Source organism: Parabacteroides sp. MSK.9.14 (genome assembly GCF_019041495.1).
GTDB classification, from domain to species: domain Bacteria; phylum Bacteroidota; class Bacteroidia; order Bacteroidales; family Tannerellaceae; genus Parabacteroides; species Parabacteroides merdae.
In genome coordinates this window covers 44,401-56,792 of record NZ_JAHPXO010000002.1, presented here as the reverse complement: position 1 = coordinate 56,792, position 12,392 = coordinate 44,401, and the positions used below count along the sequence as shown (strand labels likewise).

Genomic DNA, 12,392 nt, shown 5'->3' with positions numbered 1-12,392 from the left:
ATTATGAATTAAGAATTAAGAAATGAGTGTTATGGATAGTACATATATATTGTTACAGCATTACTGGTGGTTCCTTGTTTCCCTCTTAGGAGCGCTATTGGTTTTCCTGCTTTTCGTACAAGGCGGACAGTCCTTGCTCTTCACGATCGGCAAAACTGAATTGCAACAAAAGATGTTGCTGAACTCGACCGGACGCAAATGGGAGTTTACGTTTACGACCCTGGTCACTTTCGGAGGTGCGTTCTTCGCCTCTTTCCCGTTATTCTATTCGACCAGTTTCGGCGGAGCCTACTGGGTGTGGATGCTGATACTGGCTTGCTTTGTTCTGCAGGCCGTATCGTATGAATACCAGTCGAAGAAGGGGAATCTCCTGGGCAAAAAGACGTATCAGGTATTCCTGCTGTTGAACGGCATCTTGGGCCCGATCCTGTTGGGTACGGCTGTCGGTACGTTTTTTAGCGGAGCCGAGTTTGTCGTCAACAAAGGACAGCTGACCGATGTCGCGATGCCGGTGATCTCCACCTGGGCGACCCCCTGGCACGGACTTGAGGCTGCTTTCGTGTTCTGGAACGTATGTCTCGGACTGGCGGTGTTCTTCCTGGCACGCATCCAGGCATTGCTTTATTTCATCAACAATATCGACGATGCCGAGATCGTGAAACGCAGTCGCAAGCATTTGCTGATCGAGACGGTGCTGTTCCTTGTCTTCTTCCTTGTCTTCCTGGTGCATCTGTTGCTTGCCGACGGGTTTGCTGTCGATCCGGAGACAAAAGAGGTGTATATGCAGCCCTATAAATACTTTATGAACCTGGTCGAGATGCCTGCCGTATCGGTCGTGCTGTTGGCGGGCGTGGCCGGTGTCTTGTATGGCATCGTTCGCACGATCTTGTCAGGGACATGGAAAAAGGGCATCTGGTTCTGCGGGACAGGCACGGTACTCACGGTGCTGGCGCTGCTGCTTTGTGCCGGTTGGAACAATACGGCTTATTATCCTTCGGTAGCCGACCTGCAAAGTTCGCTGACGATCGGCAACAGCTGCTCCAGTCCGTTCACATTGGAAGTGATGAGTTATGTCTCCATCCTCGTGCCTTTCGTCCTGGGCTATATTTTCTATGCCTGGCGTGCGTTGGATCTGCGGAAGATCAGCGGGGAGGAAATGCAGGAGAAAGACACGCATGCCTATTGATGCGATGCTACAGGCTGGTCCCATAAAACAAAGGAAACGGCGAAGCTCACGCTTGGCCGTTTCTACATTTAACCGTTTTAAACAAAAAGAAAAAGTTAGTTAAGGCTTAGATGAAAATATCTTAAGTCTTTTCTACTGACTCTAAATAGCTTCCATAAGGACAGCAAACAAATATATGGAATACCTGTGACCCTCGGAACAATCTCCCCGCTTTTTTTGTTATTTTTCACAGTACGCCAATGCTTTTGTATTATCTTTACACCCGAATTATCCGAAGGACCTTATGGCAGAATTTAACATAAACATATTGGGATGCGGTTCGGCGTTACCTACCACGCGGCATCTGGCAACATCACAGATCGTAGATTTACGAGACAAATTGTATATGATTGATTGTGGGGAAGGTACCCAAGTGCAGATGCGGCGGATGCGCGTCCGTTTCGGCCGTCTCGCCCATATCTTCATCTCGCATTTGCATGGCGACCACTGCTTCGGTCTGCCGGGACTGATCTCTACACTCGGCATGCTGGGACGCACCGGCGAGCTGGTCGTGCACGGTCCGAAGGAGGTCGAGACTTACCTGCGTCCCGTGATGGATTTGTTCTGCCGGGGCATGGAGTTCGAAGTGCGTTTCAATCCTGTCGATACCCGCAGCCATTCGTTGGTGATGGAAGACCGTTCGCTGTCGGTCTACTCCATCCCGCTGAAGCACCGGATTCCCACCTGCGGCTATCTCTTTGCCGAGAAACCGAAGGAGGCGCATATCATCCGCGAGATGACGGATTTCTATCAGGTTCCCGTCCGTTGCATGAAAGATATCAAGCAGGGGCAGGACTATGTCACGCCCGAAGGCGAGGTCGTTCCCAATTCCCGCCTGACGCGTCCGGCTGCTCCTCCCAAGCGTTATGCGTTCTGTTCCGATACGGCCTATAACCGCTCGATCATCCCGATTATCGAAGGGGCGGACCTGCTCTATCATGAAGCGACTTTTGCCGAATGCGATCTCGCCCGTGCCAAAGAAACCTTCCATTCCACCGCACGTCAGGCAGCGGAGATCGCCCGTGATGCCCATGTGAAACGCCTCGTCATCGGTCACTATTCCGCCCGCTACGAAGACCTGTCCGAACTTCACCGGGAAGCCGAAGCGGTATTCCCCGGCACGATATTGGGAAATGAAGGAACGGTGATACCGGTTTAATCGAAAAAGAGGTGCCGTAGGAAGGTGTGTCGAAACATGGAATGGCCGTCGATCATTAATAATACAGAACTTTGTGTATTATCCCAAAAAATATTCCTACATTTGTACGATCTTAGGGTTTGGTATATGAAGGTATTGATTACATTCGTTTTGTTGCTGGCTGCATGGGCCGGTTGTCCGCTTGAGGTGATGGCACAACAAGCGAATACGACCGTGTCCCGGACGACCGTCGCCAAAGACAAAGAACCGGATTCGGTTGAGATCAGCGCCTATGATAACAAGATCGTCGTCGAGAATGCTCCGGCCGGTAGCAAGCTCGAAGTCTACAGCGTGGTAGGCATCCGGGTGAAAGAGATACCGATGAAGCAACCCTCCGGCGAATATACGGTGGACCTTGCCAAGGGTTACTACATCGTCCGCATCGGCGACACGGTCCGTAAAGTGTCCATCCGCTAACACCCGTTCAGGCTCCCCATAAAGACATCCCCGTCGCGTATGCAATCAGCGCCCATCCCACGAAGGAGGAGGCTTGTCCCGTGCCGTTTGTCCGTACTCCGAGAGTGTCAAGAGGGCTCCTATACATCCCAGCACCACCTCCGAACGGTCCGCCCACAGGGCCATTATCCCGAGGGCGGCCAGATACAATGCCAATGCTGTCCGAAGGCGTATCGTCCGGCACATCGTCCGGCAACTTGCCCGGTATCGGGCGAGCCGGCTTTTCATTCTTCTCATCCGTTTTCTTCTTTTTCAGGTTCAACAAGAAGCCCAACAAGGCTCTGATAAATTCAAGGATTTGTTTTAGTTTGTTCATGATGGGATTTGTGAATTATGATTTATGATTTAATTGTCCATTGTTCATTGTCCATTGAAACAGTTCCAGTTGTTTCCCGATCTCTGCTTCGAGCGCGATGATGTTGCGGCGGTAGAGGTCGCGGTTGTCACCGTTTTGTTCGCTGATGTAGGGGCTGTAGGCGATCTCCTTGGCGTAGGCTTCGGGCTGGAAGCTGAAATGGTAGGCGCGGGGATAGGCGGAACGGATCAGGCGGGCGAAGTCGAGGAAAGAGAGGTGTGTGGCTTCGTAATGCCTGAAATGGTGCGTGCCGTAGGCCGTCTCGAACGTGGCCCGCTGTCCGTGCCAATACGCGTTGGAAGCGCCATACCCCATCAGTCCGAAGAAATTATGATGTTCCGTCGCAAGCATGGAGGTTCCCCATCCGCTTTCGAGCGCACCCTGTGCGAGGATGATCCTGGCGTTCATGCCGAACAGCTTTTCCGCTTCGGCGGCAGCCTCCCGGCAAGTATGTAAAAAATTGATCTTTTTATCCATTATATATCGGTATTTATTTGTATTTCAGATTGATAATGACTATATTTACATATTATAATCAAGAAGAAAAACGATGGAAAATTCACTGAATCAAAACAAAGTATGGGGATGGGGCGAACTGGCCCTGATGTACTTCCCGAATATCTCGCAGAAGAGCGCGACCATGCAATTGTTGAAATGGATACGCGTCAGCGACGAGCTGGTCGGTCAACTGGAAAAATCGGGCTGGCATCCGGGTAAGAAATACCTCACCCCCAGACAAAAGGATTACATTGTGGGACATCTCGGAGAACCCTGAAGAGGTGAAAGTTGAAAGGTGAAAGTTGAAAGTTATTTGTACGAACGCGAAGCATCACTTTTAACTTTCAACTTTCAACTTTCAACTCTCAACTTTCAACTCTCAAAGTTCTCCCGGGCGGTCATCTTCGCCCCCTGCGCTGCCCTCGTCCGGAGCACCGGAAGCGATCTTCTCGAACGTGTAGTTCTTGATCGCATCTTTCAGCAGCTTGCCGGGGCGGAAGACGATGCGGCGGCTTTTGATAAGCGCATGGCTGAACTCCTTCTCGGTCAGCGTGCCGGTGCTGCCGAACTGCAACTGGAAGCTGCCGAGCTCGCCTACTTTGACAACCTCGCCTTTGCCGAGGTTGCGGCGCATCACGTTGACCAATTCGTCGAGGATCAGTTTCACATCGCCCGAAGAGGCGGTGGACTGGGCCGAGATCAGGTCGCACAATTCATACACGTCGCACGTGCCGGTCGTATTGGCACTGGCGTAATACAGTTTCGAACCTTCGGCGGCATCTTTGCGCATGTCTTTGCGCAGGACCAATTTGTACTTTGCTGGCATAACATTAGGATTTTTAGGTAAAACATTTGTTTCTTAATCACATAACAAAGATACAACCGCCCCCGTCGTCCCTGCGGAATGTGGCGGAACAGCGTGGCAAGAGGGGGAGGAGAGGGGCAAAACGGGGAAAGCCGGGGAAAGCCGGCAAGTATGCTTGGCTTTGATATAAAAAAAACTATACCCCACAGGGCAAAACCCTATACCTTTTTTCCGTGGAAGCTATGGCTTTTGGGGGAAAAAGGTATAGGGTTTTTCTCTTTCTGAAATCGGCTGCGGAGGGAAAAGGACAATTTGACCGCGATATTTTCCCTACACTTTTTGGGGGGTGACGGGCTTGTTTTTCTGATACTCACCGTGGCTTATTCTCTTGATGAACAGAGGGTTCAGCTTATAAATGAGGCGTCTGACCAGCCTTTTGTCCATCCCTTCCGCCTCACCGATGGTGTAAGCTTCAGCCAGGGTGAAGCGCTCCGGCAATTTCTCCAGCAGGATGCGTCCCTTGCGGGGGCAGGACAGTTCGGGAGCGCTTTCGTTGTGTCGCAACTGCGTCAGGAGCAGGCGGCTGTGTTCGAGGCAAGTCTCGACGATGGCGAGCGCAGCCTTGAAATGCTCTTCGGTGCAATACTGCGAGTCCATCCCGTAGCCCTCCTTGCCGCATCGGGTGGCGGTGAAGATCATGCAGAGGCGGAAGGCGATCAGCCCGTGGCGTTTGATGACGCTGAGAAATTCCTCGTCGCCGAACAGGTCCGCTTCATGCAGCCATTTCTTGAAACACTGGTTCAGCCGGGCCCACTGCGACAGCGTCAGGCATACCTGCAACGGGCGCCGGCGAAGCGTCTTGGCGATGTTCATCAGTTGTTCGGAGAGTTCCGACAGCTTCTTCGGCATATCCATTTTGTCGCCTTCGGGCGAGACATCCTGCCAGACCGCCTCGCTGCGGCACGTATAGAGCAGCAGGCGGCTCAGGAGTCCGCTCTCGCTGTCGGGGATCAGGCGGGAGAACTGTCCCGGTGTCCCGGAGAGCAGCAGGGCGAGCCGTGGAGAGTCGATGCGGATCATCTCGTTGTCCGTCTTGCGCGACGAAGAGACCGGTTCGTGATGGAACGCCTTGCGGAGCAGGTCGTCAAACATCCCGTAGTCCTGTTTGCTGGCCGATAGGATCGTGTCGATTTCGCTGTCAGCCATCAGCCCGCCGATGTTGCCGTTGTCGCGCAGGTGGACAAGCATCTTGGCTTTGGTGACCTGCGTCGGGATGTTGAGGTAGGCCTTGGCGGCAGGTTTCGGAGCATCCTTTACCACGACGGAGCGGTGCTTCTGGTGTGCCTCCGCCTTCTTCTGCTCCCACTCTTCCAGGGCTTGCATATATTCGGCTTCGGCCTGTCCCGTTTCCGTCTTGATCAGTTCTTCGTACAAGTCGGCCAGATGGCGCATGTCGTTGATGCACCCCTTACCGTTGGCCGCGGGAGCCACCTCGACGGTGAAAATGTGGGGGAACACCCGTTTGCGGTGATATTTGCCGGACACTTCGGGGAGGCAGGCGCTTGCCACCGTGCATGCTCCGAGGAGCGCCATGTCGCGCTCGCGGTGCTGGGGATAGAAGGCGACCGCCTCGCGGAACAGATCGGGAAGCCATCCGTACACCTCGTCGGGAATGAGCGGGGTCCGCTCGCGCAGGACTTCGCCGCTTGTCTCTATTTCTTCCGTCTCTAAGGGATGTCGGGTTTTGAAAACTGTAGGAGAAATTTCGCGGTCAATTTGTCCTTTTGCTCCGCCATAGGTCGCATGCTCGTTTATATTTCCTTGATAAGCAGAATGTAACGCCTGTTCGATCTCTGTCGCCGTGAAGTCTGCCGCTTGCAGGCGCAGCGTGCAGCATGCGGCTGTTTCGGTGTACGAAAAGCCCCTCCGGTTTGCCTCGCAGCCGAGGCGGTAGACCGTCTGGTTACGCGCTCCTGCCAGCGGCGGGATGCGGTCGAGGAAACGTGCGACAAACGCGTCGACACCCTTTTCGGCCGACTGCTTTTCGGGGATGTGGAAGACTTCCGCGTCCGGATTGTAGTACGCCTCCCCGTCGTCGCCCACGTAACAGCAACGGCTGATGTCCTTGCACTTGGCATCGCTTGCCACACCGCCTGCCTTCTCGAAGAAGGCGGCGACAAGGGGATAGGCTTCGCCGTGGCGTTCCGCCGGGCAGTCTACGCGTACGAAGACCTTCAGCCCTTCTCCGCCGGGACTGACGAACATCGCCAGCGTGGAGCTCAGCGCCCGGAAGGCGAGGATCAGTGCCGGCAGGTCCTTCACATGGTCGAAATCCAGTCCGACGACCTGGCTGTACGTTTCGAGCGCACTCGCCTTATGTCCGCCCTTGAATACCCCCGAAGGGGTGAACCCCGGCAATCCGCCCTTCAGCTTCCGAGCTTCTTCGGCACGCCCTTCCGCCAGTGCGGTGCGGTAGGCGAGGATCTCATTTTTCCAGCGGCGGCGCCGGATCAAGATGATGATTTCTTCAAGAGTTAAGACTTTGCACTCTGTCCGGAACAGGCTGGCGTAAAAAGATACATGTACTTGTTTTTCCATGATATTATTAATTTAAGGCAAAATGGATTGCCGGTTTGTTTATGCGACAAAGGTAAGCTTATCCCAGTGTGCAGGCAACTATGCCAAAAGCGGATTTTTGAAATATATAATACTGGTTGTTAGGTGTATATGAATTTTGTTTTTGACGGAGCATATTGCTTTTTAACATTTTTATTTAGAATAAATTAACTGTTTGTCCGTTCTCTCTTCTCTTTTGAATAATAATAGGTGGCCAACGTCTTGACCACGACACTGAAGTTGAAGATGACCTGCATGGCCTTGAATAGCCCGGCTGCCTTTTCCGTGTTTTTCTCAAATTCAGGGAGGTAGCGTATTCCGCTGAAATACTCGGCAAGTGTGCGTGCGTCGTCTACCTTTATCTGTATTTCTTCGATCCCTCCGACCTTTTGGAGCAGTTTGCGTATGCGTCCTTGGCAGGCGCGGATGGCGTCGGTCGTGTAACGTGTCGTTTTGACTCCCTCTATCTGTTTAGACTTGAGGATTTCCAGGCGGGTGTACAATTCTGCCATTTCTTGTGCTTCTTTTGAAAGCTTCTGTTTTTTTTCATGATGAATTTTTTATAAGATGGATAATATAAATGATGATTATCATCTGTTTTTAATAAATAACGAAGCCCCGGCAGTACGAAAACTGCCGGGGCTTGTTTTTTTGTATGCCTTCGTCCTTCGCAGGGGAAAGGCAACTTGAACTTTAATTTCAATATACTTTAGTATTATTAATATTAAATCCGGTTGCTTGTTCGCCTCTCGCAGGTTAGTTGCCGTTTTACGGTACGCAACCGAAGAATTATTTGATTATAAAATGTCATTTGTATAAGGGTGGTCTAATAACCACCCTTACGATAGTATTGTTCAGTCTCGATTACTTGATGATAGCTTTAACAGCTTCTTCACCTTCAACAGCTACAACTACTACACCTGCCGGAGCAGCGATTGTTGCATTGTCAGAAGTGATAACCGTGTTAGCTACAACCTGGCCTAAGATGTTGCTTACAACAACTTTCTTACCGGCAGCACCAGCGATCGTTACGTTGCCTTCGCCAGCGATAACTGTTACTTCAGATGTGGCGATCTCTTCGTTGTCGGTAGCCATATCGTCAGCAGAACCCTTTTCGATGTTGAAGATAAGAGCGTTGTCACCGCCTGTCTTTGCTTCTTCGAATTCAGATTCTTCAGGATCAGATAATACCAAGCAGTTGTTCTGGTTCTTCAACCATGCTGCTTTTGACGGAGCGATGTCTTTGTTACCTTTGTTAGATTCGATCAAGAATGCGCGATCTTCTTCAACTTCGTTAGCAGCCTTGGCCGGATCGATGTAACGGAATGACCAAGTATAGTTGTGGTGCTTGTCTTCCTTAACAGCAACCTTCAGATTGATGCCTTTGACAACTTTCTTAATGTCTTCCATGCTCAAGTCTTTAGTTGCAACGTTTTCGAAATGTTCACCCAAGATATACAGAACGCTATCCTGTTCAACGGCATCAACAAAACCTACGCGATGGTATTTACCGAAGTGATACAGTTCTTCACCCTTGACAACATCCTTGGCTTCTGCAGAGTCAGCGAAGCTTACCAACAGTTTGTAACGGTTGAAACCAGGAACGGCAGGAGTTGCATGGATACAATCTTCCGGACCGCAAGGTTCACCATTGGCATTCATATGCTTGTGGTTGGTTGCGTCACAAGGTTTTCCTTCAGTTCCTTTGTTTTCTGTTTCACTTACATATACCAAATACTGCGGCTTAATCTGATACTGAGCAGATTTTCCGATATTGAACGGACGGACATTGAATGACAGACCTGCTTTGGCAATATTCTTTGCTCCAATGCCTAAATAGTCCATATCTTCACGCATGAAGTTCTTGTTGGTTTCATCCATCAGATAATCGCCGACATAAGCTTCTTTGAACTTCAACAGTTTAGTAGCATCTTCGTTACCTTCTACAGCTCCATCTAATTCAACGTGGTTGAAACGACGATACAGAGGTTGGTCAGCCAAACCGATTCTGAAAGCAGAAGTTCTTACTTCTTCAATAACCTGTTCCTGAAGTAAAGCTTTCAAGCTCTGGTCTGCAACACCTAATTTGTTGTTGAAAGAAAGAACATTTCCTTTCGTGTCTTTCTCTACATCGTCTGCATCGATAAATGCATAGTAGCAACCCTTTTCTGTTTCGTTGTTTTCTTTGAAGTAGAATGTAGCCGGAGCTAAGTTCTCTGTCAAGACATAGCGGTTTTCTTTGCCGACAGCGATCATGTTCTTACCAGCTTTGATCTGATAAGTAGCTCTTTCAAGCTGAGCCAGACCTTCGATTCTTGCCTGTACTGTTGCATCTACTGTGTAACCGTAAGCTACAGTCTTGTTGTTATTTTGCTTAACCAGTTCAAAGAAAGTAGCTTCTTCCTGCAATGCGTTCAAAGTTGTGTCTCCTTCAACCTGTGCGATGTATTTGTCCATTGTGTACGGGTTGAAGTAGTTGAATGCATAGTTTGTGATCATCAATTCATCATCAGTCAAATATTTGTATCCTAAATATTTGTCACCCAAAATGTTTTTGTCTGTAATCTTTGTGATGACCAAAGAGTCGGAAGACAAAGCCTTGCAATAATACAGTTTAGAACCTTCTGCCTGAGTCAACTGCCAAGAAGCACCGTTTTTCAGAACCTTGTCCGTTGTATTATAAGCCGGGTTCTTCAATGACGGATATTCACGGTTTGTAACATTTACCGGAGAAGTAGACAAGAAATATTCAGAAGTCTTAGTCTTCAAAACAACCCACTGGTAAGCCGGCATGTGCATTACGTTCTGTTCTGCTTTATCAACAGTTACCCATTCTGAAGCTGCACCATCAACATGGATCGGAGATGCCAGATATTTGTTAGTTTCTGCATTCTGGATTACATACAGACCGTCTTCCAAAGAAACCTTGTCTGTACCAGCCTGAACACAACCGGTGAAGCCTAAAGTGATATCTGTTTCTTTTACGTCAGCGATAGTTACGATACGAATTTCATCTGCTTTAACCAGGTCTTGAATTGTAACATAGTTTTTAGCAGTTTTATTATTTGCGATAATCGTTTTGTGGTTTCCTGGTGTAGTTAACGCTGTCTTCCAATCTTTAACAGATGCGCTTAAGCGAGTTGCCTGCTTAACTTGGATTACCAAAGAGTCGTGAGACGGGAAATAAGTAAACAAGAACTTACCTTGATCAGCCAAATCCGTACTCAAAGCCTTTTTGTAATTAAATGCCAAGAACTTATCGCTGTTTTTATTTGTATATGCTGTATCGACATGCAGATACTGGTTGTCAGCTTTTCTTGTTACATAAACAAAAGATCCGTCCTTAGTATCTTTAGCGATGAAAGCGACATCACTGAACGGGTTTTCCAAAGATGTGTTGTTGCGATCCGGATTGAATGTCAATTTAACGCCGTTAGCTGCATCCTGAATACCTAATTTAGTGTTGATTTGCTTTGCATTCAAAGCGATTCCGTCAGCTTCTACCAAAGTGAATGTGGCAAATTTAGCTCCTGAAATATCAGTGGCCTTACCACCAGCTTTCTTCAAACGTACATTAGTGCCCTCTAAAACTAAGCCGACAACAGAGTCTTCTTGGAAATAAGAATACAGCGGTCTGTTAGTTTCCAAAGCATTAGCATATGTTCCAGAGAATGCCCAGCCTGCAATTTCACCTCCAACCAATGAGTTCTTGGTTGTTTGCATTGCATTTTTAGCGAAATCATCCATTGTTACAGACAATAAAGCTTCAGCACCTTTGTTTACGAAGTCATAAATAGGAGCTTTTCCTTGATTTTCAACAGTAACAGTTGTGCACCACAATGTGCTTGCAACGTTATCTGCTGTAACATTATCAACTGTAACCAGTTCTCCCTTCGGATTCACTGCCAAGTAGAGGTTACCAGGAGTCTTCAATTGATACAGTCCATCATTTGTTCCTTCAATTAAAGAGGGAACATTGTTTCCTGCAAAAGCACTTGTTGCCCCAAACAGTGCAACTCCTGCTAAAAGAGTAGAAAACTTTTTGTTCATAATTCTAAAATGTTTAATTAATAAATAGTATATCTGTTTGTTTCTTCTATGTACTCAAACCTCTTGTTTTACAAGAGTTAACCAAAATCCTGTATAATGACTAATGAAAACGTACGTTTTAATTAGTCATTTTTTGGGAGTAGTCGGAAGGCTTCGTATCGGAAAGTCGGTTTTTTGTACGCGTTAAGCTATCTAATTGATAAGAAAGAATATAGAAAAGGAAAATTTATTGGGAGAAAGGATTGCAGGTTTAAAAAGTAGTTGTATTTTTGTAGCTGAAAAGTGGCGAAAAAAAACGTACGTTTTCATTAGCCATTCTGAAAACAGTCTCTATCTTTTTTATCCCCAATCACTTATAAACATAAAAACGCTCTAAAATAAGGCTGAAATCCATTTTTTATATAATGTACATATGTACCTAAATATAATTGTGTAAGTCCAAGTTTATCAATAATATACATGATATCTTCAATCTGCCGGCCTCTATTGCTATAATAGCCTGAATTTGCCGTTTTCTGGAAAAAGCCATTTCGTATCGTTCCACTGTTGTTAACAAAATCTAAGTGTAAGCAAGGTGGAATATACAAGTGGCTCATAAGAATAGTTCCTTGCTTGAAAAGTTGAACAATATAAAAAGATAGCTGCTGTATTTTGATGGTAGAGTTTTGAGTGTATGTTTGTATCTTTGTGAAAATGGAATATGTGTGCAAAGAATTGATAGGGGAATATAAAGCCGTGGTTCAAAGACCAAAGCTGAAAAAGTATATTGGAGAGAAAGATGTTCTTGATACATTAGAATTGATGAGTTTGTATTGTTTTTGTGTTGATATAGAAAAACCGGCGGTATCTCCTATCAGAGATGTAAAAGATTTATATTTGTTGTCATTAGCCGATACGATTCCTGCCGACTATATCATATCGGGCGATAAGGATTTGCTTGTGTTAGGTAAGCACAATGAAACACGTATCTTGGATTATAACTCTTTTCTTTCTTTATTATAGGATTCGTTATCATTCCTAAAAAATACCCACCATCGCGCTCATTTGAAACAAGTTATTGAATATTCTGTTTATATTTGCAAGTTATCAACAGATAAGGTGACTTTTCAACAAAACAGGCATTGTTTTGGATAAACTGATTTGTGTTAGGTTTTTAATGTTTAGTTTTGCCCCCGAATAAATAGACAAA

General features: G+C 47.4%; 11 protein-coding genes. 5 read left to right on the top strand and 6 right to left on the bottom strand.

What is annotated here, in order from left to right; translation table 11 throughout:
- The first annotated feature begins 31 nt into the window (after positions 1-31).
- The 3 genes from KTG12_RS01455 to KTG12_RS01445 all read left to right on the top strand — a co-directional run bounded on the left by KTG12_RS01455 (position 32) and on the right by KTG12_RS01445 (position 2,840).
- Entirely contained in the window at positions 32-1,186 is a 1,155-nt protein-coding gene (locus tag KTG12_RS01455) for a cytochrome d ubiquinol oxidase subunit II (protein WP_155143458.1), read from the top strand.
- A 283-nt stretch (positions 1,187-1,469) separates the two neighbouring features.
- On the top strand, positions 1,470-2,384 hold the full coding sequence (locus KTG12_RS01450) for a ribonuclease Z (protein ID WP_022322920.1): 915 nt from the start codon (positions 1,470-1,472) through the stop codon (positions 2,382-2,384).
- A 126-nt stretch (positions 2,385-2,510) separates the two neighbouring features.
- Entirely contained in the window at positions 2,511-2,840 is a 330-nt protein-coding gene (locus KTG12_RS01445; protein ID WP_036657975.1) for a T9SS type A sorting domain-containing protein, read from the top strand.
- A 7-nt stretch (positions 2,841-2,847) separates the two neighbouring features.
- On the opposite strand, the gene KTG12_RS01440 is transcribed toward KTG12_RS01445, so the two are convergent.
- Both KTG12_RS01440 and KTG12_RS01435 read right to left on the bottom strand, forming a co-directional pair.
- Positions 2,848-3,195: a hypothetical protein gene (locus tag KTG12_RS01440; protein WP_119215889.1), complete on the bottom strand. Its 348-nt coding sequence runs from the start codon at positions 3,193-3,195 to the stop codon at positions 2,848-2,850.
- A 15-nt stretch (positions 3,196-3,210) separates the two neighbouring features.
- Positions 3,211-3,711: a glucosaminidase domain-containing protein gene (locus KTG12_RS01435; RefSeq protein WP_005634233.1), complete on the bottom strand. Its 501-nt coding sequence runs from the start codon at positions 3,709-3,711 to the stop codon at positions 3,211-3,213.
- A 73-nt stretch (positions 3,712-3,784) separates the two neighbouring features.
- Here KTG12_RS01435 and KTG12_RS01430 point away from each other — a divergent pair, with 73 nt between their 5' ends.
- The gene (locus KTG12_RS01430) at positions 3,785-4,009 is read left to right on the top strand and encodes a DUF4248 domain-containing protein (protein ID WP_005634231.1); all 225 of its coding nucleotides are present in this window, start codon (positions 3,785-3,787) and stop codon (positions 4,007-4,009) included.
- A gap of 102 nt (positions 4,010-4,111) precedes the next feature.
- Here the strand turns inward: KTG12_RS01430 and KTG12_RS01425 are convergent, their stop codons facing one another.
- From KTG12_RS01425 to KTG12_RS01410, 4 genes are all read right to left on the bottom strand, one after another.
- Positions 4,112-4,558, bottom strand: coding sequence for an HU family DNA-binding protein (locus tag KTG12_RS01425; RefSeq protein ID WP_022322918.1), 447 nt, complete (start codon positions 4,556-4,558; stop codon positions 4,112-4,114).
- Between the two features lie 309 nt (positions 4,559-4,867).
- Positions 4,868-7,135, bottom strand: coding sequence for a DUF3987 domain-containing protein (locus KTG12_RS01420; protein WP_155143461.1), 2,268 nt, complete (start codon positions 7,133-7,135; stop codon positions 4,868-4,870).
- 185 nt (positions 7,136-7,320) lie between these two features.
- Entirely contained in the window at positions 7,321-7,665 is a 345-nt protein-coding gene (locus KTG12_RS01415) for a hypothetical protein (RefSeq protein WP_173022973.1), read from the bottom strand.
- A 352-nt stretch (positions 7,666-8,017) separates the two neighbouring features.
- Positions 8,018-11,203, bottom strand: coding sequence for a DUF6383 domain-containing protein (locus tag KTG12_RS01410; RefSeq protein ID WP_155143463.1), 3,186 nt, complete (start codon positions 11,201-11,203; stop codon positions 8,018-8,020).
- Positions 11,204-11,896: 693 nt separating this feature from the next.
- On the opposite strand from KTG12_RS01410, the gene KTG12_RS01405 reads away from it, so the two are divergent.
- Positions 11,897-12,205, top strand: a complete 309-nt coding sequence (locus KTG12_RS01405) for a putative toxin-antitoxin system toxin component, PIN family (protein ID WP_005634211.1) — start codon at positions 11,897-11,899, stop codon at positions 12,203-12,205.
- Positions 12,206-12,392: the final 187 nt, after the last annotated feature.